20 protein-coding genes and 2 pseudogenes are annotated in these 24,100 nt (G+C 59.6%); 12 read left to right on the top strand and 10 right to left on the bottom strand.

Annotated elements, in window-relative coordinates:
* Positions 1–1,065: pseudogene (locus tag F8N21_RS26750) on the top strand (SAM-dependent methyltransferase); the annotation flags it as partial.
* Positions 1,066–1,211: 146 nt separating this feature from the next.
* Here F8N21_RS26750 and F8N21_RS26745 read toward each other — a convergent pair.
* Together F8N21_RS26745 and F8N21_RS26740 are read right to left on the bottom strand one after the other, a co-directional pair.
* Positions 1,212–1,880: a polysaccharide lyase family 7 protein gene (locus tag F8N21_RS26745; RefSeq protein ID WP_150644991.1), complete on the bottom strand. Its 669-nt coding sequence runs from the start codon at positions 1,878–1,880 to the stop codon at positions 1,212–1,214.
* Positions 1,881–2,226: 346 nt separating this feature from the next.
* Positions 2,227–3,180 carry a diiron oxygenase gene (locus tag F8N21_RS26740; protein WP_150644990.1) on the bottom strand — a complete coding sequence of 318 codons (954 nt, stop codon included), beginning with the start codon at positions 3,178–3,180 and terminating at the stop codon, positions 2,227–2,229.
* Positions 3,181–3,596: 416 nt separating this feature from the next.
* Between F8N21_RS26740 and F8N21_RS26730 the strand changes: the two genes are divergently transcribed.
* Positions 3,597–4,553, top strand: coding sequence for an AraC family transcriptional regulator (locus F8N21_RS26730; protein WP_150644989.1), 957 nt, complete (start codon positions 3,597–3,599; stop codon positions 4,551–4,553).
* A gap of 274 nt (positions 4,554–4,827) precedes the next feature.
* Here the strand turns inward: F8N21_RS26730 and F8N21_RS26725 are convergent, their stop codons facing one another.
* Both F8N21_RS26725 and F8N21_RS26720 read right to left on the bottom strand, forming a co-directional pair.
* Positions 4,828–5,340: a DUF6644 family protein gene (locus F8N21_RS26725; RefSeq protein WP_150644988.1), complete on the bottom strand. Its 513-nt coding sequence runs from the start codon at positions 5,338–5,340 to the stop codon at positions 4,828–4,830.
* A complete protein-coding gene (locus F8N21_RS26720) occupies positions 5,340–5,690 on the bottom strand; it encodes a DUF6152 family protein (protein ID WP_150644987.1) in 351 nt (116 codons plus the stop codon). Before F8N21_RS26720 ends, F8N21_RS26725 begins: the two co-directional genes overlap by 1 nt.
* Before the next feature lie 199 nt (positions 5,691–5,889).
* Between F8N21_RS26720 and F8N21_RS26715 the strand changes: the two genes are divergently transcribed.
* The 3 genes from F8N21_RS26715 to F8N21_RS26705 all read left to right on the top strand — a co-directional run bounded on the left by F8N21_RS26715 (position 5,890) and on the right by F8N21_RS26705 (position 8,532).
* Complete coding sequence (locus tag F8N21_RS26715; protein ID WP_150644986.1) at positions 5,890–6,369, top strand: VOC family protein; 480 nt, start codon at positions 5,890–5,892, stop codon at positions 6,367–6,369.
* A 147-nt stretch (positions 6,370–6,516) separates the two neighbouring features.
* Entirely contained in the window at positions 6,517–7,320 is an 804-nt protein-coding gene (locus tag F8N21_RS26710) for an alpha/beta fold hydrolase (protein WP_150644985.1), read from the top strand.
* A gap of 282 nt (positions 7,321–7,602) precedes the next feature.
* On the top strand, positions 7,603–8,532 hold the full coding sequence (locus tag F8N21_RS26705; protein ID WP_150644984.1) for a malate dehydrogenase: 930 nt from the start codon (positions 7,603–7,605) through the stop codon (positions 8,530–8,532).
* Positions 8,533–9,336: 804 nt separating this feature from the next.
* On the opposite strand, the gene F8N21_RS26700 is transcribed toward F8N21_RS26705, so the two are convergent.
* Complete coding sequence (locus F8N21_RS26700; protein ID WP_150644983.1) at positions 9,337–10,470, bottom strand: aminotransferase class V-fold PLP-dependent enzyme; 1,134 nt, start codon at positions 10,468–10,470, stop codon at positions 9,337–9,339.
* Between the two features lie 846 nt (positions 10,471–11,316).
* Entirely contained in the window at positions 11,317–12,258 is a 942-nt protein-coding gene (locus F8N21_RS26690) for an MBL fold metallo-hydrolase (RefSeq protein WP_150644982.1), read from the bottom strand.
* A gap of 352 nt (positions 12,259–12,610) precedes the next feature.
* Here F8N21_RS26690 and F8N21_RS26685 point away from each other — a divergent pair, with 352 nt between their 5' ends.
* Complete coding sequence (locus tag F8N21_RS26685) at positions 12,611–12,826, top strand: hypothetical protein (RefSeq protein WP_150644981.1); 216 nt, start codon at positions 12,611–12,613, stop codon at positions 12,824–12,826.
* Positions 12,827–12,938: 112 nt separating this feature from the next.
* Here the strand turns inward: F8N21_RS26685 and F8N21_RS26680 are convergent, their stop codons facing one another.
* Entirely contained in the window at positions 12,939–13,679 is a 741-nt protein-coding gene (locus F8N21_RS26680) for a Mut7-C RNAse domain-containing protein (protein ID WP_150644980.1), read from the bottom strand.
* Between the two features lie 105 nt (positions 13,680–13,784).
* Here F8N21_RS26680 and F8N21_RS31155 point away from each other — a divergent pair.
* Both F8N21_RS31155 and gfa read left to right on the top strand, forming a co-directional pair.
* Positions 13,785–13,865: pseudogene (locus F8N21_RS31155) on the top strand (hypothetical protein); the annotation flags it as partial.
* Between the two features lie 56 nt (positions 13,866–13,921).
* The gene (gene gfa, locus F8N21_RS26675; RefSeq protein WP_150644979.1) at positions 13,922–14,500 is read left to right on the top strand and encodes an S-(hydroxymethyl)glutathione synthase; all 579 of its coding nucleotides are present in this window, start codon (positions 13,922–13,924) and stop codon (positions 14,498–14,500) included.
* A 62-nt stretch (positions 14,501–14,562) separates the two neighbouring features.
* Here the strand turns inward: gfa and F8N21_RS26670 are convergent, their stop codons facing one another.
* A complete protein-coding gene (locus F8N21_RS26670) occupies positions 14,563–15,246 on the bottom strand; it encodes a winged helix-turn-helix transcriptional regulator (protein WP_150644978.1) in 684 nt (227 codons plus the stop codon).
* A gap of 104 nt (positions 15,247–15,350) precedes the next feature.
* On the opposite strand from F8N21_RS26670, the gene F8N21_RS26665 reads away from it, so the two are divergent.
* The 4 genes from F8N21_RS26665 to F8N21_RS26650 all read left to right on the top strand — a co-directional run bounded on the left by F8N21_RS26665 (position 15,351) and on the right by F8N21_RS26650 (position 19,958).
* Positions 15,351–16,292: a carbon-nitrogen hydrolase family protein gene (locus F8N21_RS26665; RefSeq protein WP_150644977.1), complete on the top strand. Its 942-nt coding sequence runs from the start codon at positions 15,351–15,353 to the stop codon at positions 16,290–16,292.
* A gap of 72 nt (positions 16,293–16,364) precedes the next feature.
* Complete coding sequence (locus tag F8N21_RS26660) at positions 16,365–16,799, top strand: GFA family protein (protein WP_150644976.1); 435 nt, start codon at positions 16,365–16,367, stop codon at positions 16,797–16,799.
* A 125-nt stretch (positions 16,800–16,924) separates the two neighbouring features.
* Positions 16,925–17,521 (top strand): DUF4157 domain-containing protein, encoded by a 597-nt coding sequence (locus F8N21_RS26655; protein ID WP_150644975.1) that lies wholly within the window; start codon positions 16,925–16,927, stop codon positions 17,519–17,521.
* Positions 17,522–17,972: 451 nt separating this feature from the next.
* Positions 17,973–19,958 carry a hypothetical protein gene (locus F8N21_RS26650; RefSeq protein WP_150644974.1) on the top strand — a complete coding sequence of 662 codons (1,986 nt, stop codon included), beginning with the start codon at positions 17,973–17,975 and terminating at the stop codon, positions 19,956–19,958.
* Between the two features lie 356 nt (positions 19,959–20,314).
* Here the strand turns inward: F8N21_RS26650 and F8N21_RS26645 are convergent, their stop codons facing one another.
* Together F8N21_RS26645 and F8N21_RS26640 are read right to left on the bottom strand one after the other, a co-directional pair.
* Positions 20,315–23,410, bottom strand: coding sequence for an efflux RND transporter permease subunit (locus F8N21_RS26645; RefSeq protein WP_150644973.1), 3,096 nt, complete (start codon positions 23,408–23,410; stop codon positions 20,315–20,317).
* Positions 23,407–24,100, bottom strand: a 694-nt coding sequence (locus F8N21_RS26640) for an efflux RND transporter periplasmic adaptor subunit (RefSeq protein ID WP_150644972.1), incomplete at its 5' end; no start/stop codon positions are given. The genes F8N21_RS26645 and F8N21_RS26640, both read right to left, overlap by 4 nt.

Below are 24,100 nucleotides of genomic sequence, written 5' to 3'. Positions count from 1 at the left end.
GGGCAGGCCAGCGCGGCGCGCCGCATCGTCATGATCCGCGGCTGGAAGACCGCGACGCTGCTGGTCAGCAACAGGGATTTTGACGACGCCGGCATCGCCGTGCTGCGGGAGTTCTGCCGGGCGCGCTCCTTCGACCTGGCCTACTACCCCGGGATGACCGTGGCCGAGGCGAACCGCTACAACCTGCTCGACCGGCCCTGGTTCTTCGAAGCGGCGCAGGCCCTGCTGTCCGGCGAGCGCGCGGAGTTCCTGGCACGCTACAAGTTCGACGTGCGTCCGACCATGGATGACCGGCCGTATTTCTTCCACTTCTTCAAGTGGCGCTCGCTGCCGGAACTGCTGGCGCTGAAGGCGCAGGGCGGCCTGTCAATGCTGGAGTGGGGCTATCCGGTGCTGATCGCCACGCTGCTGCAGTCCAGCGTGGCCGCCGTGCTGCTGATCCTGGCGCCGCTATGGGTGGCGCGGAGGCGCCAGCGGCGCTCTCGGAATGCGGCTTTGGCCAGGTTCGAACTTCGGGTCGTGTCCTACTTCGCCGCCATCGGCTTCGCCTTCATGTTCGTGGAAATCGCCTTCATCCAGAAGTTCACCCTTTTCCTCAGCCATCCGTTGTATTCGGTGGCGGTAACGCTCAGCGCGTTCCTGATCTTCGCTGGCCTCGGCAGCCGTTACTCCGGCCGGCGGCGGGGGGACATTGGAACTGGCGTGGGGCCCCGTCATCCGCTCGCGCGGCCAGTCCTGGCGATCTGCGCGATCGCCCTGCTCTACCTGATCGCCCTGCCCCCGTTGTTCCAGCTGCTGGCGCCGGTGCGGACCCTCGCCAGGTTCGGCATCTGCGCCGCGCTGGTAGCGCCGCTGGCGTTCGCCATGGGCATGCCGTTTCCGCTCGGACTCGGGCGCGTCTCCGCGCGCGCCGAAGCACTGGTGCCGATCGCCTGGGGCGTCAACGCCAGCGTATCGGTGGTGGCGGCCGTGCTGGCGACCCTGCTGGCGATCCACCTGGGCTTCACCGTGGTGTTGCTACTGGCGTTGCTGCTGTATCTCGCGGCGGCGGTCGCGTTTCCCTGATCGCGGCGGTTCGGAGCGAAACGTCAACAGACCCTGGTGAGACGAATGGCCTGTTGGAACGCCGCTTGCCGCAGTTCCCGTGCCAACGAATTGACAAGCAGCAGGCGAGCAGCGTTCCGTGATGCTGCGAAGCCCGAAAGAAGCGACTAAATTTCGTGGTGGATCTCCAGCATCCTGAACGTCACTTTTCCGCCCTCGGAGGGATAGCCGGTGTTGTCCTGCACATACGCACCTGCTTTGAAATACAGTGGTTGGGTCTTCCAACTCGGATCGATGGTGGTTCTCCAATTGTATCCTGCTGCGCTGATGCCCAGCGCGCCCTTCGGGCTGAGGTGGATCTGGTAGGAGAAATTGCGGTTGAGTTGCACACCCGTCGCAATTGTAATGACCCGGCCCGATTTATCGTCGGGACGCATGCGCACCTTGGCGACAATGTTTCCGGTCGAGCTAGAGGTGTTGTACTGGTATTCCAGCTTCACCATGGGGCTTTTGCTGCCCTTGTTGTGGATCTGACCAATCACGATCTTGCCGGTGCTGGGTACCTGATTGACGGCCAGATTCGCCCGCAGTTTGTTATCCGCCGCTGGATACTGCCAGTTGCGCAGAGTTCCATTGCTATAGGTTTCTCGCAATTCGCTACGTGGGTAAATAGCGTTGGCCGTCTTGGAACCGGTCACAGGTGCCCAGAAGGAAAGGGTACCGGTTTCAGAATTGAAATACTTGTCGTTGAACCCTTGCGCCAGTCGAGGCGTTTCTATGGTGGCCGGTGGGCTGCCTTCAGGGATGCTTAAATTCCAAGTGGCGAGGTCGATCATGTCAAGGGTCCTATATACGGGGTTGAAATGTTTGAGCCAGAGTTGCGCTCTGACCTGCGCAATTGGGCTGGCTGAGTGTGAAATCCATATGGCGGTTGATTGACGTCAAATGTTCGTCGAGGGTGCTGTTGCAGGTTTTGTGCCGAATGGGGGTGACCGTTAGTCGGCTATTTTGGGCATTGGGTCTAGGTATGTAGAGGCTCTGGGCCGATTTCTGCCACTCGCACCGAAGATTGTCTGGATCAAATCTAACCACTGACTCGCCAGGGGCGTCCGGGCGAAATGTTGTTTTCAACACGTCATTCCACAGTCGCGCGACCGACGCGGGGCCGGTCGCCCCTGTCGCTCAATGACTCATGATGGGTTCCAGTGCGGTCTGAATCCTGGACATCTGCGCAGGTGTCGTCATGCCCGTAAGCAGCCGGCCAAAGTGTGGATGCTGCACGCCCGAGATAATGTATTGCCAGCGGTAGGCGCCCAGCACTGAGGCTCTGATTTGCGCTGTCTCATCGACACTGAACGATCGTGAACCATTGCCAATAAAGTAGTCGGCATCGGATACCGATTGTGCCTGCAGGATTGCGTCGACGGCCGCCACCAGCGCAATCAGATCGTTCACTGCCTGGTCGTGCTCGGCTGGCGAGAGTTTCGCGTGCTCCGCTTTCCACTCCAGTTCATCCAGCACGACGTGCCGGCTTTCATCCATCCAGTGAAATTTGAAGACATCCTTGAAGAGTGGGCACAACTCCTCGCGCGGGGCGATGCTTTGCTTGTAGTGCGTTTGAACAAACAGTTCGATATGACAGGTCAGCGCCAGCACCGACCAGGTGCTGGCCGCAAGTACCGCGCGCGCCACATCGTTTGGATCGGCCACTTGACGATATCCCGCTGGCAATTGCGAACCCATCATCGTCTCTATGCGCCGGAAGAGCTCCTGGTGCTTGATCTCGTCATTAGAAAAGCGCACCAGCGCTTCGAGTGCGAGTTGGTCGTCAAATACATGGGCCCGACCTTGGTCGAGCATTTTGGCACTGATAAAACGCTCGACCAGGCCAAAAATATACGCGTAGGTTCGGCCCTGAATCTGACTGAGCAGGCGCGCCTCGTCCGCGGTGAGAAAGGTCAGGCCGTCGATCCGCGATAGTCCGTCGGGCAAGAATTTGCGCGAGAAGTCGAAACCCCGGTCCTGGAGCAAATCGCGATCGATCTGCCATTGCGCTTTCTTCGATGATCTGACGATTTGAGCGTAACGGGCGGCGTTGCCCGAATCTGAGCTGGGTACTGTAGCGACGCTGTTCATATCGATCTCCTGCTTCCCTGGTCGAGTTGGAAGGGGTCATTACGGTTAACGTCGGAGCCAATGACCGCTGGTGAAGACTCTGGGGAGAGCCTCGATCACCGAGTCCACGTTGATGCTAATCTAGGCCTCGCAGTTCAGGCGAAGAATGACCAATACGCCTGATTACGTGCTCCAGACTCCGGAAGCATAGGTATCTACACATCTTTTAAGGGCTGCCGAATACTGTGGCGAGGGGGCTTGCCCCCGCTGGGTCGCGAAGCGGCCCTAAAACCGGCAATCGCAGTTTTCCAGGTAGAACGCATCCGCCGGTTTACGACTGCTGCGCAGCCGAGCGGGGGCAAGCCCCCTCGCCACAGGTAGGGTGTTCGGCCAGCGAGATGTGTAGATACCTATGCTCCGGAAGGGAGGGCTGGCCAGTGTTGGATGCGTTTTCTGATGTCTTGCGTGTGATCCGGCTGTCTGGAGGGGTGTTCCTCGAGGCCGAATTCACTGCGCCCTGGTGCATCAACGGAAGAATTTCTGCGGACGATTGCAAGCCGTTCCTGGCGGCACCCCGACATGTCATTGCGTCGCATTTTGTCACCGCGGGGCACATGCAATTACGCATCGATGGTGGTGCCACCGTCGACGTGCGGGCAGGCGAACTCATTCTGCTTCCTCGCAATGACGCTCATTCCTTTGGCAGCGACCTGAGCATTGCGCCCATGCTGGCGAGCGAAGTTATTCAACGGCCAGAAGTCGGCGGCATTTCACGAATCAAGTACGGCGGGGGCGGCGAGGCCACGCAGTTATTGTGCGGATTCCTCGGCTCTGAAATACCCTTCAGTCCGTTACTTTCGTCGCTGCCACCCTTATTGAAACTGGACGTGCGCGCGACGGCTTCGGGCGCCTGGATTGAAAGCTCATTCCGTTTCGCTGTCAGTGAGATCGCGGCAGGAAGCGTCGGCTCGACAACGGTCATCGCCAAGCTATCCGAATTGCTGTTCGTCGAAGCCGTCAGCCAGTATGTTGCGAGCCTCCCGGCTGAGCGGCGCGGGTGGCTGGCGGGTTTGCGAGATCCGCATATCGGGCGCGCATTGGCACTGCTCCATGCTCGTCCAACCGAGGGCTGGACTGCAGAAGCCCTGGCGCTTGAAGTGGGCATGTCGCGCTCGGTATTCGCGGAGCGATTCACCGCATTGGTCGGACAGCCACCGATGCAATACCTGACGCTCTGGCGTATGCACGTGGCGGCTCAACACCTGCGCGAAGGTCGCGGTAATGTGGCGCAAATCGGCTTTGCAGTGGGTTACGAATCCGAAGCCGCGTTCAGTCGCGCATTCAAACGCCAGTTCGGTACATCACCCGGCACTTGGCGCAGACAATCAGCATGAGAAGGTCCGGTAGGCTTCCAATAGTGTGGTGACGAACGCTGTTCAGCAGCTTCGTTGAAACGAATAGCAGTTGAACGGTTCATCGTTACCTCTCAAAACCCAACGCGGTTTACGTTGGGAGTGGAGCTATTGTTGCCTTTGATTCCATGCTCGTGGGTTCTGAACGTACAGAGTTCAATGCAGATCGTCTTGACTCACTGCAGGTCTTGAAAGAGGAGGGCGGCTTCCCGGCCTCGGTGGACCAGCGAAATGCCTTTGGACGACCTTTGCCCTCTCAGGTATAGGCCAGCAGTCGGCCGCAGAGCACCACGGTGACCCATAACATAATCGAAAGCAGCGCCTGGACTTTTGCTATTCCGGGCGCTGCGGCGCCAGTGTTCCACTGGGCTACTGAACGGAAGACCCCGACGTGAAAAAGGGCCGCATTGAGGCCCGCGGAACCGATCAAGCAAAGCTTCAGAATAAAAACGCCGTTGGAGGCGAAGTCGTGGGGATGTGCTGAAAACATCATCAGCCCGGCCGGGACGATCAATAGCAGGGCAGCGACTCCCCACGTCAGGAGGTGGCGAGCCAGTGCCGTCACCGGAAGATCTCTCGACAGCCCGAGAACCCGCAGATCGAACATGACGATAGAGCCGACAAGCACCACGAATCCAAGGATGTGAACCACCTCGACTATCGGGTACAGCCATATCTCGCTGCGCATGGCCAAACCGAGTTGCGAGTCACCCACATAGTCCAGCCAGCCTTCCGGGCCCGATCCACCGCTGGTACTGGTTGCCTGCATCAGCGTAACTCTGTGGTTTTGTTGTCGACCGTGATGCGTTCTGCCCGCAGTTCATCGGATTTGTTGCGATTCTGATAGCCGACCACCATAGCCCGTTTGCCGACACTCAGCATTTCCCTGGAAAGACCACGGTTCTCCATGCGCGATGGCGGCGCCAGCACGACGTTCCAGATCTTGTCGTCGGTCTTCAGGCGCACAAAACCATGGGGGTGGGCATAGCCGGACTCCTCGATCGTCCCGTCCAGCTGCAAGGTTTTGCTCGAGTCGTACTCACTCCAGCCGTGATGAGCGAACACCGCCGATGCCACCAGTAACGATGAGAATCCAAGGGACCCAAGCAAGCGCTTCATGACGCGATCTCCTGTTACGGATCATTGATGAACGTCAGCCCGTTCTGATCAGGAATAGGTCAATCCAGAGGAGCTATAAAAATAGTACAAATCCGTGCTGTTGGTGTGATCGCGTCACCCGGGTACGTAAGTTGCCGAAGTCGTCCGACTACCCGCGCTGCTAGAATGCACGTATCAGTCCCGATTTTGGAGAACCAAGATGATCAGCAAAAACATGATTTGTCTCTGGTATGACGGCACCGCGTTGGACGCTGCGAAGTTCTACGCCCAGACGTTTCCGGACAGCGCTGTGGGAGCTGTCCATCGCGCGCCTGGCGACTATCCGGCGGGCAAGCAGGGCGATGTCCTGACGGTCGAGTTCACGGTGATGGGCATCCCTTGTCTCGGGCTGAACGGGGGCCCGGCGTTCAAGCATACCGAGGCTTTCTCGTTCCAGATTGCGACCGACGACCAAGCCGAAACGGACCGCTTGTGGAACGCGATTGTCGGAAACGGCGGCCAGGAAAGTGCATGCGGCTGGTGCAAGGACAAGTGGGGACTGTCGTGGCAGATCACACCACGCGTTCTGACGGCCGCGATCACCAATCCCGATCGAGCGGCGGCCAAGCGCGCGTTCGATGCGATGATGGGGATGAGAAAGATCGACATCGCTGCGATCGAAGCGGCTCTGGAGCGTTAACCAGCGTTGCTTAGGGGGGGCGCTAGACATGTCGGATGCCGGCCGGTGCTGAAGGGCGGCTGTGGACGGCCGCTAGTGTTGAATTCATGATGCCTTGTGGTGACCTATCCGTGTAGCGCCCGCTTGAATGATCAGTTGAGGATTCTAATGTCATCGTTTGTCAGTGCCGAAACGCTTTGGATCGATACGCCGCATGGGCGGCTGTTTACTCGACGCTGGTTCCCGGCGGGCGTGGAATGCAGCCCGGCAAAACCGCCGATCATTCTTTTTCATGACTCCCTTGGATGCGTCGAATTGTGGCGAGATTTTCCTGAACGACTCTGCCAGACCACAGGGCGCGAGGTAATTGCCTATGACCGACTCGGCTTCGGGCAGTCGGATCCGTACCCGGAGAATTTGCCCATCCATTTCATTCGCGACGAAGCCGAGCGCTTCTTCGCGCTTATCAGGGCCGAGCTGCAATTCGACCGGTTTGTCGCGTTGGGCCATAGCGTTGGCGGCGCGATGGCAACGAATTGCGCCTCCTTGTACCCGCAGAGCTGCGTTGCAGTGATCACCGTTTCAGCCCAAGCGTTCGTTGAAGAGCAGACGCTGCGCGGCATTCGGGACGCCAAGGCGCAGTTTGAGGAGCCAGGGCAAATGGCGCGTCTTGAAAAATATCATGGCGATAAAGCGCATTGGGTGCTGTCAGCCTGGACGGATACCTGGCTTTCGCAGGCATTTAGCGGCTGGACGATTGAAGACGCCATTGACTCGATTCACTGCCCACTGCTTGCACTTCATGGAGAGCAAGACGAGTACGGATCCGTTCTGCATCCCATGCGCATCGCCAGACTTGCGACGCCATCCGGGAAATACCTGATCCTGGAAAATTGTCATCATGTCCCCCATAGAGAGGCCCCTGACGCCGTTCTGGAGTCAGTCGATCGACTCCTTCGAATCAGCTACTGAGGAATGTCTGCTTGTGGCCGATCGCTGCCTATCGCGACCGGCTGAAAACGACCCATTGCGGACGATGGCAAAGGGCTGCGATAGACCTGGAGCAGTCCGCTAAGGCCGCACGGCTTGGCCTATGGGAGTTATCAGAGGCTAATGTAATGCCGCCATGGGAATGGCGAAAAGCAGGTAAAACAACTACAGGCCACCTTCGGGTGGCATTTTAGCATTAGCGGGTAATACTTCTCTGTATAGGCGGGCGTGTTGCTGGTGGCGCGAGCCGCGGGGAGGTGTGAGGTGAACAAGCTATCAATTGTGGGTGCCGGTATGGTGGGTGAGGCGGCGGCTCAGATCATCGCCCGGGAAGAGTTCTGTCGTGAGTTGATGTTGATTGATGTGCAGGGTGAGTTGGCACAGGGCAAGGCGCTGGACGTCTGGCAGGCGGCAGTTGAGTCAGGTTCTGATACCAGGGTTTACGGCGGGTCCAATGCCGAATTGCTGCAGGATTCTGACCTGGTGGTGATTACGGCGGGTGTGCCCCGCAAGCCTGGTCAGTCGCGTCAGGATGTATTGAGTATCAATCTGCCAATTCTCGATAGCATCATGCTGGATATTAATTGTCATGCTCCGACGGCGACGGTGTTGGTGGTGTCGAACCCGGTCGACGTGCTGACCTATCGGGCTTGGTGTCTCAGTGGGCTGGGACGCAACAGGGTGTTCGGGCAGGCGGGGGTACTGGATACAGCGCGCATGAAGTGTTTCATTGCCGAGGAGACAGGGTTTTCTGCTCGGGATATCACGGCGCTGGTGCTGGGAGGGCATGGCGATAGCATGGTGCCGCTGATGCGATACTGTGCGGTCGGTTCGGTGCCGCTGTCTCACTTCCTGTCCAATCAGCAGCTAGAGCGGATTGTGGAGCGCACACGTCAGGGTGGCGGCGAGATTCTGGGTTTGAAGAAGGTGGGGAGCGCCTGCGATGCGCCGGGCGTGGCAATTGCACAGATGGTGGATGCTATCGCCAATGGGCGAAACCGCATTTTGCCGACGGTCGCGATTCTCGAGGGCGAGTACGGGCGAACAGGTATTGCCATGGGTGTCCCCTGTGTGCTGGCAGAGGAGGGGGTTGCGCGGGTGATCGAGTTGTCTCTGGATGCGCAGGAGCAGGCGATGTTCGACCGCTCTGCAGATCAGGTGGTGCGTGATATTGCTGAAATGAATGCTTTGTGAGCGGGGCTATATGAGGGGGGGCGCAACGGGGAGTGGAGCGCCGGTCCCTGGCGCTCGGGGTCATGGTGTTACCTGGTGTCAGGCAGTGGCACTATGATCTTTTATGGGTCTGAACAGGCCGGATAGTCTCGTTTCTTCAAACCGGTATGTATACAGCTGGCGCGGACGACACGATGCGTGTTTCGACTATCCCCATACCCTATCAGGCCAATCCTGTTTGATCGTCCTCGCAGCTCCGGTTTCAATAGTTCAACACCGCTTCGTAGTCTTCTCTAACCTCTGTTCCAAGCGCATCCAGTGCGCGCAAATATGGCGCCCTTGAGCTAAGGGGACCTGAGTTTCTGCTTTAACTTCAGCACACATTACGGGGGGTCGATGCTCGTCTAGAGTTCTCTGTGGTGCTGACCCTGTGCGGCGCGGCTCGACCAACATAATCCTTCATGATGCAGCGTGGTATGACGATGATCGCCACGGTGTGTGAATCGCCCCTGAATCAGTGGACATTCGATGGCCGCTTTTGGCCGATTTCTGCCTGTCGCCATCGTCAGCTTTGGGTCGATCCAAGTCATACAGCCGCCGATCATCCGCCCCGTGAAAGGCTTCGTTGGAAACCTTTTCTGATGGCGCTGAAGGGCACACGTGTCAGTAAGACGCGTGCACGGGCTTTCCCTTATGGTTCTAACATGACGTCCGGGCGACCAGCGTCATATTCGTCGAAGATCAGCGCCATGGGTCGGCAGTGCCCAGGGCAGGATGCCTTCCTAGAATTCACAAGTTCGGTATGTGCTGCGGGCAAGATGAGGGCTAGTTAACCATCACCTCGTCCAGTGCCTGCTCGAGGGTGCTGACCGTGCGCTCGATATTGTGCAGCTTTTCGAGTCCGAACAGACCGATGCGGAAGGTCTGGAAGTCGGCCGGCTCGTCGCATTGCAACGGCACTCCGGCGGCGATCTGTAGGCCGTGGTTGGCAAATTTCTTACCGCTCTTGATGTCGGCATCATCGGTGTAGCTCACCACTACGCCAGGGGCCTGAAAGCCGGCTGCGGCCACGCTTTTGATGCCTTTGCCGGTCAACATTGCGCGCACCCGATCGCCCAGAGCCTGTTGTTCGCCGCGGACCTTGTCGAAACCGTAGGCTTGCGTCTCTTTCATCACTTCGTTAAATCGCGCGAGGGAATCGCTGGGCATTGTCGCATGGTAGGCATGTCCGTCCTGTTCGTAGGCCTGCATGATCTGAAGCCACTTTTTCAGGTCGCAGGCGAAGCTGCTGCTATGCGTCTGTTTGATGCGCTCGAGGGCCAAAGAACTGAGCATCACCAGGGCGCAGCAAGGGGAGGCGCTCCAGCCTTTCTGCGGTGCGCTGATCAGCAGGTCGACTGCGCATTTCTGCATATCAACCCAAAGCGTGCCTGAGGCGATGCAGTCCAGCACGAACAGGCCACCCACCGCATGCACGGCGTCGCCGACGGCCCGCAGGTACTCGTCGGGCAGGATAATCCCTGATGAGGTTTCAACGTGGGGGGCGAAGACAATCTGCGGCTTCTGCGCCTGAATGGCTGCCAGCACTTCGTCCAGAGGGGGTGGGGCGTAGGCAGCCTGGCGACCAGTGTCGACCGGTCGGGCTTTCAGCACCGTGGTGGCCGCCGGGATGTCGCCCATCTCAAGGATCTGGCTCCAGCGATAACTGAACCAGCCGTTGCGTATCACCAGGCATTGCTGGTCGGTGGCAAACTGTCGCGCCACCGCTTCCATGCCGAATGTGCCGCTGCCCGGGACCACCGCAACAGCCTGGGCGTTGTAGACCTGTTTCAGGGTCCTGGAAATGTTCTTCATCACGCCTTGAAATGACTGCGACATGTGGTTGAGCGAGCGGTCGGTGTAGACCACTGAGTACTCGACCAGCCCCTCGGGATCGATACTGGGATATAGCTTTGACATGGGGTGACTCCTTTGGCAGAGATCTCAGTGGTATCGACCCTGCCCTAAGCCTTGGCAAATGACAAGATTGCTCGGGATTGAATTGCGACTTCTGTCGAGCGGCTGGCATCATCAGGTCGATTACTGGACGTAGCAATGCTCGCAGGTGGCTGCTGAGTTGTGGGAGGGTGGGCCTTAAAGGTTCCTACCTCCTTACGTTCGGTCGATAACGACCAGTTACCAAGGGCAGCAGCCGACCCATAGCAGCCGGTCAGCAGAGGCAGAAACCGGCCAATAGCAGTCGTTTACGCATTAAGTTGAGCCAGCAGTAGCACGGCACTGATCTTGTCGACGACGGCTGAAAAGCCCTCATTTTGGGGGATGAGGTAACATTCCCCATGAATCGCCCCTGATTTTCTAGACCCAGTTTAAATATTATCCGGCGACCTAGAGGGATTGCTTCTTGGGTGTGAGGACCGCGCGCCGACTTTGTAACCTTAACCTTTCAAACTGGATGAATAAAATGAGCGTGATTTCTGGTGATCCAACCACCCGGTTGGCGTTTTTGATGCGTGAACAAAGGTGTATATGCCGTACTGATCGGATCTGGCTTGTCTAGGTCAGCAGGTATCCCTACCGGGTGGGAAATCACCATGGAACTCATTAAACGCGCCGGCATAACGGCAGGGGTTCCTGATCAGGAAGACTGGCATGCCTGGTACGTTGAGGACTGGGAACCAACCAAATAGCGAGGCCTATTGAAAGCGGCGGCGTCCCCTTGGACAGGTGGCCTACCATCGCTTTCAGCGCGAGATCAAGGAGCCTGTGTTCGCCTTCTGCTGCCCTTTTAACGTGGACTGACGACGTTTAATTTCCGGCCGAATAAGGAATCGGATGCCAAATGTAGATCGGAGCACGATGTTCGACGTGACCCAAGCCCGGGAAGGATATATGGGCTCCCCCAACCAGGTAGCCATCTTTGGCGGCCGCATCCAACGCTTTGCGTCGCGAACTTGCAGCGTCGGTAGTGTCCACGTCGTATTGGATAGTTATTTCTGGATGATCCAGTTGAACCTCGGTCGAGTGAACTGTGTCACCCCAGAGCAACAGTCTTTGCCCCTTGCTTTCGATCATGTAGCCCGTGTGACCCGGTGTGTGACCGTGTAATGGAACAGCGCTGACACCAGGGAACAGGGTTGCTGGCGCGGTAAATGTTTTCAACTGACCTGAGTCAACATAGGGGCCAACCGTTTTACGCGACTGCTCGAAGGTGGTTTTGCGAGCGGCAGGTACTTTTGCCTCCTCGGCCTGACTAAGCCACAGCGCGGGGTCTGCCTTGTCCACATAGACGGCTGCGTTTGGGAACACACGCTTACCCGCTACGGTTAAACCACCTGAGTGGTCAGCATGAATATGGGTGAGCAGGACGGTGTCAATGTCCACTGGGCTATAACCGGCGGCGTGGAGATTGGCGACGATCTTGCCAGAGGTGGGACCAAACAATTCACCGGCCCCGGTATCCACCAGGATGCGTTGCTTACCCGTGTCGATCAAAAAGCAATTGATGGAAAGCTCAACCGGCAGTGCTTCATGCGCTCGAGCGTATGCGGCGCGTACCACATCAGGTTTGCTCATAATCGAAGCGAGATCCCTGGGCGCGGTTCCGTCAGACAGAACCGTGACCTTGAAATCCCCAAGTGGAATTCGGTAATAGCCAGGCGCCTGCTTCAACACATCTGCGCTTGCCGGTACAGTAGCAAGGAGCAGCGATGCTACCGCGGACACTAGAAAACTGCGTGCTACGTTCATGGGTTTTCCTCATACATCGTAATAAAAATTGAGACGTGAAAACTCATCTGCTGCTATTCGGCTTAAGCAAGATATTGCTTTTCTAATGGCTTGCATGTGCTACTCCCGTTTTGACGGTTAGATAAATTCCCAAGCGTATTGCCCGGCAGCCTGGGTAACGCGACCAACGGAGGACTCGGTGAAGTGGCTGGTGAATACGGTTGTACGACCAGAACAAGCGTGTTGCAGTAACCATTCTCGCGATTCACAAGCGGCCGGGCGCCGGTGGCGCAAAACCGGCTCTTTGCAACTGAAATACTGGCGAAACATTCGGGCCGTATGATCCGCATCACGGAAACCGAAGGTGTTAGAGATGAATCGGCCATCACGAAGCATGCGCAAGTTGCTCGACTCAGTCGCCACCAACAACGAGGTCGCGGCGCTGGATGTAATGCGCGCAGCCGAGCAGCTCGAGGACGAGGTGTTGCGCCAGCGGTTGCTCAACCTGATTCACCGGCTCAATCAGGACGCCAATGACTTGCGATTGGCGCGCGACGACATCCAGGGCGGCGCCATCAAATTAGCGTGACCGGCCGCAGGCGGACCCAACGCAGCCGATCCCGACCGGCAGAAAATGGCCGTGATCCACCTGATGCAAAAGCCAGTTATCCCTGGCAACGCAGCCGGCCCGATGTGCCCGGCTATCGGTCCAGCAGAGGTGCCAGCAGTGCACACATGCCGCGCCAGTGCGAACCCTCCCAGTAAATCCGTTGGCAGGCGTCGCAGTGCAGGAAGTGCGAATAGAGGGCGCCAACGCGTGGCGGCACCTGCGGCCGGGCCAGTTCCGGGCTGATCTCGTGCAGCGGCAGGTTGCAATGAAGGCACAGGCTGAATGGCCGCGCGCTACGCGCCAGGTCGAGGCGCTCGTACAATTCGCGCAGCTGCAGCGACGGTTTCAGGGCATGCACGTAACAGCCGTGGCTGATGATCCGCCGCTTGAGCAGTTCGCGGTCGCGGGTTAGCACGATGCGTCCTTGCTGCGCAGCGATCTCGGCGATTTCGGCATCCTCGAAGCCATTGTCGTAGAGGGTGTCGAAGCCGCTCATGCGCAGCAGGTTGGCCAGCCCGCCAAGGTGCGCATCAGCGACGAAGCGCAGCACCCGTAAAGGTTGCGCACGAACCTTGAGCAGCGGGCTGATGTCCAGCGCTTCGAACTTGGGATACACCGCCAGCCGGTCACTGTCGAAGATCACCCGCTCGAAGCCCACCGACTCGCCGTTGAGCAGCACCAGCTCGACCTCGGTGTGCGGTATCCCGAGCGCCTCGATCATGTGCTTGACCGTCGCCCCTCGCGCGCACTCGCAGGTAAAGGACTGCCGCCGCCGTTCGGCGGGCAGGAAATCGTTGAGCTCCTCGTAGAAGCGGAAGATTGCACTGGTCATGCTGAACAGTATGGCAGGGCTGCAGGATGAGCGAGTCAAGTCCGGACAATCTTCTGCGGCAGGCCCCAAACTACAATCGTAATCATGTTGAAATTGACTATGCCGACCATGCCACTTGAACGAATCAATGAGGCCTTCGATCTAATACATGAAGGCAAATCGATCCGCACCGTTATCAAATACTGATCCGCACCCTGGAGCCGAGGCTCCAGATTCAGACTCCCTGATAATGGAGGTTTATCATGAGCAACTTGAAACTTCATCCTTCGCTGGATAACGGAATAGAGCCAAGCTCTGCAAACTTCTCTGGCGGTACCCTGCAATGCCTGTGTCCGACCGATAAGGTTGAAATCAGGATTGACACCCAGACCCTGCACAATCACGCCTGTGGCTGCAGCAAATGCTGGAAGCCCGCAGGGGCGAAATTCGCGGTTATTGCAGTTGTTCCCCGCGATAAAGTCAGCGTCATTGCGAACGCTGAGAAGCTGGTTATCGTCGACGAGCGCGCGGCTATTCAACGACATGCCTGCAAAGAGTGCCATGCACATATGTATGGCCGCATCGAAAATAAAGACCATGCGTTCTATGGCCTGGACTTCGTGCATACCGAGCTATCTCCGCAAAAAGGCTGGGCTGCACCAGGCTTTGCAGCCTTCGTTTCGTCGATCATCGAAACCGGCACCCCGCCGGAGGACATGAAGGGAATTCGCGAAAAACTGCGCTCGCTCGGTTTGGAACCTTATGATTGCTTGTCGCCAGATCTGATGGACGTATTGGCTACGCAAGCGGCGAAGTTGAATGGTGTTCTCGCATCCCGTTAAACCCCATTTGTGCTCGGGGTGTCGATGAGCACCTTGTCGACGTCCCGCAGATGTATCTGGGGCTAGCGTGCAGCGCTCCGGGTACCGGCGAACGCACTCGTGCCAAGCCAGCGCCACAAGTTTTCCGCATCCTGCGCTGCGCCGTCGACACGCAGCTCTCGCGACTGAAGAACCTCTCGCGGTGTGCGGTCGCCGGTCCACACCTCGGTCAATGCGCGCACGCTAGAGTCCACGACGAGCGTCAGTTCGCGTCCAGGGTCGTCGCGGCACAGGTCTGCCACGCCATGTTCGACCACGAGCCACCACGCTTGCTCGCCGGGTCGCGCGTCGCGGAACCTGAAGTGGATGACCACCGGTCGGGACGGGAACGTCTCGATGCGCGCGAACCGGCGCACGTCCCACATCAGCAAGCCTGCATCGAGTTCGTCATCGCGAAGGCGACTGCCGATCCAGCGCGCGCCCCAATGACCTAGCGCCATGATGATGGGGCGCAATTCCTCGCCCGCCTCGGTCAGGCTGTACTCCCAGACTTTGCCTGCGGCCGTGCGATGCACGACACCGATATCTTCCAGATGGCGCAGCCGCTGTGCCAGCAGGCCGGTGGACATCCGGGGCACGCCGCGGTGCAGTTCATTGAAGCGCTTGCTGCCGCACAGCAGCTCGCGCACGACCAAAGGTGTCCAGCGCTCGCACAGTGCTTCAGCACCGCGCGCGACCGTGCAGAACTGACCGTAGCTTTCTTCCATCGCCTGAACTCCGCAACTACAACGCTTCAGATTCTGAACTAGCCCCGCGACTTCGCCACGCGCACGCTGAAGCCTTCGAAAGCCAACCGCCAAAGGAGAACGCCATGACAAAGGTAGCCATCATTCAGCGCCCGCCAGTGCTGCTCGATCGCGGCGCGACGATCGCCCGGGCCGTGCAATCGGTCGCAGAGGCTGCGGCGGCGGGAGCCTCGCTGATCGTTTTGCCCGAATCGTACATTCCCGGTTACCCGTCGTGGATCTGGCGGCTGGCGGCGGGAAAGGACGGGGCTGTAATGGGCCAGTTGCACACGCGATTGCTGGCCAACGCCGTCGATATCACCAACGGTGACCTGAGCCAATTGTGCGAGGCCGCCAGGGTTCACGCCGTGACGATCGTGTGCGGCATCAATGAATGCGACCGGCGCAATGGAGGCGGCACGCTCTATAACAGCGTAGTCGTTATCGGCGCGAACGGCGCCGTGCTCAACCGACACCGCAAGCTGATGCCAACGAATCCCGAGCGCATGGTGCATGGCTTCGGTGATGCCTCCGGTTTGCGCACGGTCGATACACCGGTCGGTCGCGTGGGTGCACTCATCTGCTGGGAAAACTACATGCCGCTGGCACGCTATTCACTGTATGCCCAAGGGGTGGAAATCTACGTCGCCCCCACGTACGACACGGGCGATGGCTGGATCAGCACGATGCGTCACATTGCACTCGAAGGCCGCTGTTGGGTGCTAGGCAGCGGCACCGTGCTGCGCGGCAGCGACATCCCCGACGACTTCCCGTCTCGTACGCAATTGTTTCCCGATCCGGACGAATGGATCAACGACGGCGACTCGGTGGTGGTCAATCCTCAAGGTCGGCTCGTGGCCGGTCCATTACACCGAGAGGCCGGCATTCTGTATGCGGACATCGACGTCTCACTCGTGGCGCCAGCGCGGCGGGCGCTTGACGTCACCGGGCACTACGCGCGCCCTGACATTTTCGAACTGCAGGTGCGGCGCACGCCGGCGACAGTAGTGCGCTATATCGACGGGTGAAGGCAGGTAACGTTCAGGCGATTCATGCCATGTCCGGCGGTATCGCCTGACCATTGATCAAGGAGTCATTCCATGAACATTGAACGGTCTTACAAGGGCAGTTGTTTTTGCGGCGCAGTCGAGTTCACCGTCAGCGGCGAGCCCACCGGGATGGGCTATTGCCATTGCGAGTCGTGTCGGCATTGGTCAGCAGGGCCGGTCAATGCCTTCACTCTGTGGAAACCCGAGGCGGTACAAGTGACGCGGGGTGCTGACAACATCGGCACATACAACAAGACACCGCAGAGTTACCGCAAGTGGTGCAAGACTTGCGGCGGGCACCTCTTCACCGAACACCCCGGGATGGGGCTCATCGACGTGTATGCCGCGGTCATCCCGGATCTCGCGTACTCGCCAGGCGTTCACGTCCACTATCAGGAGACCGTGCTGCGTATCAAAGATGGATTGCCCAAGCTGAAGGATCTCCCCAAGGAATCAGGGGGATCGGGCATCAGCGTGGACGAATAGCGCTAGCAAGGCTTTTGGCCCAGAGTTATCTTGGGGGCGCTTGGTTCGGGACTACGCTAAAGCTATGCGGGTCGTCGATCAATTGTGACCCACTGTTCGCGCTGCGTCCGTCCCTGGAGCACCCAATGCCGCCCATCATTCCGCGCCTGGTGGCCCTGTTTGTTCTTTGCCTGACTCTTGAAGTGCCAGCCCAGACCAACGCCTGCCCAGCTGGCGAGAAACAAGTGTGCCTGGACGGCTGCATCTGCCTGCCAGACGTGGGACAGCTGCTCGGCCCCCTGCCTGATGGCATCTACCAGATCGCGGCACCTGCCCTGGCGCTGTGGCTGACCCAAGCCCGCGCTGAAGCAGCCAACGCCGGCATCCAACCCGTTCCACCGCACATCCGGGAGCAACTGCTGCGCTGGTACGACCCCAGCGTCCTCGATACCGCGCGCTACAAAGTTAGCGACAACGGCCAATTCAGCGCCGCCACTGCCATGCTGCAAAACCCCGATGTCGGTGCCGTGACGCTGATCGACATCATCCTCTTCCGGGACCCTCAAACCGCAGAACAGAACATCGCGCTCTGGGCTCACGAATTAAAGCATGTGCAGCAGTATCAGGAATGGGGGGTAGAAGGATTTGCCCAGCGGTATACACAAGATTTCAATGCTGTGGAGGCGCCGGCTTATGCCATACAGGCTGAGGTCAGACGGTTGGTGCGGGAAGGGACTTACTGAAGGTAGCGAAGCTGCCTGACATTATAGGCAAAAGCAGTCGTTTTATTGAATTGAGTCAGGTTTCAATGGCGGTGAGTGGCTGCTTCTGGCCGTAACGGCAAGTGAGTCGTCGCATAAGTCAGGATAAACGCGACAATCCTAAGCGCGAATGCAATTGACTCGTACCACGCATGCAGAAAAACGTTGGACGTACCTCGCCCAGCGATCTGCTGGTCATCTCCGGCTCCATGCGCCCAGGCTACAAGGCCAGCGTAATGGTGTGACGCCTGCGCCAACCACGATTTGCCGGCGGTGCTGAAGGAACAATAACCCTCCATCGGATAGTCCCAGGCACCTCCGCCGTTTGGGTTGAGGGGTATCTGGGTGTATGGCATTCTGCAATCAATGTAGCCTCTGGCTACTACACAAACTTTCGAGCAAGGAGTACTGGTACTAACGCCAGGAGAGGGGCGTGAGCGCCGGTGTATCTGCCGACACCACCAGGGATGGGCCTTTTATGCGCTTGCTTGCACACTCACACGTCAACCGTGTTGGCCGCTTGGTCTGGCTCTGTTCGGCTTATTTGCTGTTGTCCGGTTGCGTGGGTGGGACCGTGGCGAAAATTCCGACCAACATCCCCGACGGCATAGCAACCCATCGCTTTCAGAGCGGTAACAGTGCTTTTGAATACACCGGACATTGGCGAAATAGCGGGCTTGATGGTACGGGTAGCGGTCGAGATTTCGACGCTGCCGGGCAGTTGACCGCGTCCTGCAAAGGTGAGTTTTCAAGCGCCCCGGGCGGCATCTCCGCCCGCGGGCAGGGAGAGATTTATCGAGCCAATGGGACGGTTATTTATCGTGGCGTCATTCTGTCTTCGCTGATTGGCGGCATGGGGTGCATGCCTGGCCCCAAAGGCACCTATGTTTCGCCGGCCGGCTGGACCCTGAAAGGTGAGAGCTTTCAGCTCATTTCCCAGGCCACCGGGGTCTACATGACGCCAGGTCCCTGTACCCTGGGCGACCCCCAGGGCAACACCTGGACCGGCGTCTGCAACCTGCCCAGAACCTCCAAACACGCGACCATCCAGCAGGATGCCTACAAACACTGGCTGCCGGAGCTGGAGGTGTATCCCACCCAAATCCGCTTCACTAGCGGCGGCATCGTCAATTTCACGCTGGCCAATGGCCCTGGCGTCATGCGTTACGCCAACGGCGAACAAGTGGAAGGCAACTTCGACCTCGGCCAATTGGAAGACGGCCTTGTGCGCGTTACCTCTGCCGACGGCAAAGTTTCCCAAGCCATGGCCCAGAACGGCAAGCTGGGGCCGCGCCATGTGGCTGGCTCGCAACTGGCCGAGGCCAAACCATGCGGCTTCCCTGGCTGGCGTATCGTTAGCGGGCGCTGCGAACAGAACAGTTGGTCAGGTGATGTCGACGCCTACGATGCCACTGGCATGGAACGTATCACCGGCCCCTTTATAAAAGGCGCACCCGGGGGCACCGTCACTTGGTCGCGGCTGGATTCCGGTTTGCAAGTACGCGGCAAGATGGTCGCCAATAACGGCGGCCTAGGTTTTACCCAAGGCCAGGTAAGCGTTGCTGGCGTTCAAGCCTACGAAGGCGAAATGAGTGGCTTCGCGCCCAATGGCAACGGTATCTGCACCGTCAACGGTAGTCTGGAGCGTTGTGAGTTCATCAACGGCGAGCGGGTGGATGCGTTGTACAAAACCCGCGTGGAAAACGACCGGCTGCGCAACGAAATCGCCGCCAATCAGCAGCAAAAGACCGAGCAACAAGCACAACAGCAAGCCGCCGCGCGCCGCCAAGCCCAGGCCCAGGCAGCCGCCGAAGAAGACAGTGGCGACATGTTTGGTAAGGTCATGGCCATCGGTATTGGCGCCGGCGCCGTCAGCTCGGTGTCGGGCGTTTCCAGCACCATCCGCAACCAGATGATCACCGGCATGGCCGCCGACATCCTCACCGACGGCAAAGCCGACGGAATAGCTACCGCCCAGCGCAACCTCGGCGTACAGAGCAGCGCCGGCAGTATGCAGCCCGTCTTGTCCACCCTCAGTGGCGCTACCATGAGCAACAATGGCACTCTCAAAGGCAGCTCTGCGGTCGCTAGCAACGCCGGGGGCGACGCTTCCACCGCCACCCTGCAAAACATTGCCGGCATGGGAAGCACCGCCGGCCATGCCGAACGTAGCCAGAAGCTGGACGACATAGTCGCTAAGGTCGCCGCCGACAGCGGCCTGAAAACCCGCAAGGCCACCTACCAATGCGCCCCCGGCGACCCGGTACAAAGCGTTACCGTGCCTTATAAAACCGAAGCCTGCGCCGCCGCGAAAAAGAACTGGTTTTCGGTCTACGCCTGCAACGACGTCGAGCACATGAACGCCGCCAACCAGCAGTGCATTCAGGGCTGCGGCAACGCCAATTGCGACGAGCAGTAAGCGAATTTGAATCGCTCCTGATTTCGTAGACAGCATTGCAGGCTGGATGAGGATCAGAAACGGCCTGTTTCGAACGGCTGCTTTTGACCGGTTTCTGCCTGCGCGAAGGACTGCAATCGACCCATAGCTAACGCTCGTGAGAGATAACTTTCGGCCAGACGCGAGCCGTTCCCGCTTCAGAAGTTGTAACAAGCTCTCGGCTACCTGCCTCGAATGTTGTGTCGCTTAGGCCGCGAGGGGGCGAAAGAAAGTAACGTTCGCAGAACCTCGCGGCTGACTTCGGTTGTTTTCAGAAACGGCGCTGAGCAAGCCTTTCTAATAGCGATGAGGTCGGGAACACAGTACCACGGCACTCATCACTCAGAAGCGAGCGCGGCGTCCCCCTGTACCTGTCGGGTGTCAGCGACCGTCTGGCGACCCACCTTGAACCATGCGGCGTACAACGCCGGGACGAAGAAGATCGTCAGTAGCGTCGCCACGGTAAGGCCGCCCATGATCGCAATTGCCATCGGCCCCCAGAACACACTGCGCGTTAGCGGGATCATGGCAAGCACGGTGGCCAGCGCCGTCAGCATCACCGGACGGGTCCGGTGAATCGCGGCATCCAGCACCGCATTCCACGGGTCGCGCCCTTCGGCGATCTCGGTTTGCACCTGGTCGATCAGGATCACTGAGTTGCGCATGATCATGCCACCCAGTGCGATGATGCCCAGGATTGCGACGAAGCCCAGCGGCGACTGGAACACCAGCAGCGCCGGCACCACGCCGATCAGACCCAGCGGTGCGGTCAGCACCACCATCCACATGCGAGAGAAGCTCTGCAGTTGCAGCATAAGCAGCAGCAGGATGCTGATCAGCATCAGTGGGGCCACCGCCAGCAGCGCCTTGTTGGCCGTGGCACTTTCCTCCACCGCGCCGCCCACGTCGATGCGGTAGCCCGACGGCAGCTTCGCTTCGATATCCTTAAGCAACGGCTCGATCTCCTGCGTCACCGACACACCTTGCTCGCCATCCTTCACGTCGGCACGCACCGTGATCGCCATATCGCGGTTGCGGCGCCACAGCACCGGCTCTTCCAGCTCAGAGCGCACCTGTGCGACTTGCGACAGTGGCACCACCGTGTCCTGGCGCGTGTAGAGGTTGATGTCTTTCAGTGTGTCGAGGCTCAAGCGCTCCTCAGGCACGGCACGGGCCACGATGTCGATCAGGTCCTCGTGCTCACGCAACTGCGACAGGGTTGCGCCGTTCATCACGGTCTGGGTTGCCAGCGACACGTCGGCCGGCGTGAGGCCAAGCGCGCTCGCCTTGTCCTGATCAAGCTCCACTTTCAGCGTGCGCACCGGGTCGTTCCAGTCGAGCTGGAGGTCGCGCACCTTCGGGTTGGTCGCAACCACCTTCTCCACGTCGCGGGCGATCTGGCGCACCACTTGGGTATCGGGGCCTACGACGCGGAACTGCACCGGGTAGCCGACAGGCGGCCCCAACTCGAGCCGGGTCACGCGCACCCACGCCTGCGGGAATTGTTGGTCGGCCGAGGCCACCAGCCGCGCACGTACCCGCTCGCGTGCATCCAGGTCCTTGGTCATCACAACGAACTGGGCAAATCCCGGATTCGGCAGCTCGGGGTTGAGCGAGAGATAGAAGCGCGGTGCGCCGGCGCCGGTGTAGGCGGTATAGAAACGCACGTCCTGGTCCTTCGCCAGGATCTCCTCCATGTGCTTGACCTGCTCGGTCGTCGCGGCGAACGAGGAGCCTTCCTTGACGCGCAGGTCAACCACCAGTTCAGGACGCGAACTGTTTGGGAAGAATTGCTGCGGCACTAGCTTGATACAGGCCAGAGCAAGCGCCAGAGCGCCAAACGTCGCACCGATGACCACCCAGCGGCGCTCGATGGCGGCGTCGATCAGGCAGCGCAGGCTGCGGTAGAACTTCGTGTCGTACAGATCACCGTGCTGATGCTTGCCCAAGTCGTTGGGCAGCATCTTGACTGCCAGGTACGGGGTGAAGATGCCGGAACAGATCCACGAGAACAGCACCGCGGCGCCGACGATCCAGAAAATGCCACCCGCGTACTCGCCGGTGGTGGACTTCGAGAGGCCGATCGGCAGGAAGCCCACGACGGTGATGAGTGCGCCCGTCAGGCGCGGCATGGCGGTGGACTGATAGGAGAAGGCGGCCGCCTTTACGCGGTCCATGCCGGTTTCCATCTTCGCCACCATCATCTCGATAGCGATGATGGCGTCATCCACCAGCAGTCCCAACGCGATAATCAGCGAGCCGAGCGAGATACGCTCGAGGTTCCAGCCCATTGCCAGCATCACCAGCGCCACGCCGCCCAACACCAGCGGCACCGTGGTCGCGACCACGAGGCCGGCGCGCCAGCCCAGACTGGCCAGGCTCACCGCGATCACGATGATCAGCGCCTCGGCCAGCGCGCGCCCGAAGTCCAGGATTGCGTCCTTCACCGTGGTTGGCTGGTCGGCCACGAGCTCCAGCTCCACGCCATGGGGAAGTTCCGACTGGATCCTGGCGACTGCCGTGTCCATCGCCTTGCCCAGGTCCACGATGTTGCCGTCGCTGGTCATCGTGATGCCGAGCATCAGCACTGGCTGGCCGTTGTGGCGTACCGTGTAGGTTGGCGGATCCTCGAAGCCACGTGTAACGGTCGCAATGTCGCCGAGTTTGATCTGCCGGTCGCCTGCGGCGATGGGCACGTTGCGGATGGCGTCTGCGCTGGCGAACTGGCCACTCACACGTACCATGACCCGGTCGCCGCGGGTGTCGATCTGGCCTGCGGGCAACATGGCGTTCTGGCTCTTGAGGCTTTCGGCGATGGCCAGCGGTGTAATGCCCAGCGCTGCCAGGCGCTCGTGCGAGAACTCGACGTAGATACGCTTGGCCTGCTTGCCGATGACATCGATCTTCTTGACCATCGGCACCTTGAGCATTGGGCGCTTGATGTTCTCGGCCGCGTCCGACAGGTCGGCGTGGCCGATGCCGTCGCCCTTGACGGCGTACATCAGGCCATACACGTCGCCGTACTCGTCGTTCAGGATCGGGCCGATCACGCCGTCAGGCATCTCGAGGCTCAGGTCGTTGAGTTTCTTGCGCGCCTGGTACCAAGCCTCGCTCTGGTCGGCCTTGGAGGTGCCGCCGCGCACGGTGAGCGTCATGCCCGCGTAGCCTTGCCGCGCGTAGGTGACCACCTTCTCGAAGTTGTCGATCTGCTCGAATTTCTTCTCCATGCGGTTGAGGACCTGGTCCTGCAACTGCTGGGCAGTGGCGCCCGGCCAGATGACCATGGCAGTCATCGAGGGCACGGAAAAGTTCGGATCCTCGAGCTGACCGAGCCTGGTGAAGCTGAAGGCGCCGGCCACCGCGACGAGGATGAGCATGAACAGGACGATGGCGCGATGGCGCAGCGCCCAGTCGGTGAGGTTGAGGTTGTTCATCGGGTGGCCTGCTGCGTGATGTTCGCGTCAACAATCGCCGCGCCGGGAAGCGCGACCTTCAGTCCGGACGCCATCTTCTGCACCCCGGCGGTGACGACCAATACGCCGGCCTGCGGCCCGGAGACGAGCACCTCGTCGTTGCGATAGCCGAAAACTGTCACACGCTCCAGTTCGACGATGCCTACCGGATCCTTGCCCGCGGGCGTGACCACCCAAAGCGCCGGGTGGCCGCCGCTTTGCGTCAGTGCCGTGGCCGGCACCGCCGCCACCGAGACACTGGTCATCACGCGCTCGGCCATTACCGTGGCGGTGGCGCCCAGCGGGAGCGCTTTCACCGGCTTGAGCCGCGCGCGATAGGTGCGCGTCTGCGTCGCAGCCTGCGGCGACAGCTCGCGCAGCGTGACATCGAAGGTCTCGTTCGGCGCACTGGCCAGCGAAGCCTTGAAACGCGCGTCCTTGAAGACGGACAGCTGGTCCTCGGGCACGTCGATGACGATCTCGGATTCATCCGGATTCGCAACCGAGACAACCGGTTGGCCCTCCGGCACGACCTGCCCGGCCTCAAAGCGCACAGCCGTGACGACGCCGCTACGCGAGGCGCGCAGCACGGTGTACTTGAGTCGGTTGCGCGCGAGCTCGAGCTTGCGCGCCTCGGCCTCGGCGGTCGCATGCGCGGTCTGGGCATTGGTA

The sequence above is a fragment of the Pseudomonas fluorescens genome (assembly GCF_902497895.1).
GTDB classification, from domain to species: domain Bacteria; phylum Pseudomonadota; class Gammaproteobacteria; order Pseudomonadales; family Pseudomonadaceae; genus Aquipseudomonas; species Aquipseudomonas fluorescens_BP.
The sequence above is the reverse complement of the archived record's forward strand: the minus strand, read 5'-3'. Positions and strand labels throughout refer to the sequence as shown.

Coding starts and splice junctions, on each gene's coding strand:
- F8N21_RS26670 (WP_150644978.1), bottom strand. CDS start 15,246: ATGGAAGAAAGCTACGGTCAGTTCTGCACGGTCGCGCGCGGTGCTGAA.
- F8N21_RS26740 (WP_150644990.1), bottom strand. CDS start 3,180: ATGAACAGCGTCGCTACAGTACCCAGCTCAGATTCGGGCAACGCCGCC.
- F8N21_RS26690 (WP_150644982.1), bottom strand. CDS start 12,258: ATGAACGTAGCACGCAGTTTTCTAGTGTCCGCGGTAGCATCGCTGCTC.
- F8N21_RS26665 (WP_150644977.1), top strand. CDS start 15,351: ATGACAAAGGTAGCCATCATTCAGCGCCCGCCAGTGCTGCTCGATCGC.
- F8N21_RS26720 (WP_150644987.1), bottom strand. CDS start 5,690: ATGAAGCGCTTGCTTGGGTCCCTTGGATTCTCATCGTTACTGGTGGCA.
- F8N21_RS26710 (WP_150644985.1), top strand. CDS start 6,517: ATGTCATCGTTTGTCAGTGCCGAAACGCTTTGGATCGATACGCCGCAT.
- F8N21_RS26655 (WP_150644975.1), top strand. CDS start 16,925: ATGCCGCCCATCATTCCGCGCCTGGTGGCCCTGTTTGTTCTTTGCCTG.
- F8N21_RS26685 (WP_150644981.1), top strand. CDS start 12,611: ATGAATCGGCCATCACGAAGCATGCGCAAGTTGCTCGACTCAGTCGCC.
- F8N21_RS26645 (WP_150644973.1), bottom strand. CDS start 23,410: ATGAACAACCTCAACCTCACCGACTGGGCGCTGCGCCATCGCGCCATC.
- F8N21_RS26700 (WP_150644983.1), bottom strand. CDS start 10,470: ATGTCAAAGCTATATCCCAGTATCGATCCCGAGGGGCTGGTCGAGTAC.
- F8N21_RS26680 (WP_150644980.1), bottom strand. CDS start 13,679: ATGACCAGTGCAATCTTCCGCTTCTACGAGGAGCTCAACGATTTCCTG.
- F8N21_RS26660 (WP_150644976.1), top strand. CDS start 16,365: ATGAACATTGAACGGTCTTACAAGGGCAGTTGTTTTTGCGGCGCAGTC.
- F8N21_RS26725 (WP_150644988.1), bottom strand. CDS start 5,340: ATGCAGGCAACCAGTACCAGCGGTGGATCGGGCCCGGAAGGCTGGCTG.
- F8N21_RS26745 (WP_150644991.1), bottom strand. CDS start 1,880: ATGATCGACCTCGCCACTTGGAATTTAAGCATCCCTGAAGGCAGCCCA.
- gfa (WP_150644979.1), top strand. CDS start 13,922: ATGAGCAACTTGAAACTTCATCCTTCGCTGGATAACGGAATAGAGCCA.
- F8N21_RS26715 (WP_150644986.1), top strand. CDS start 5,890: ATGATCAGCAAAAACATGATTTGTCTCTGGTATGACGGCACCGCGTTG.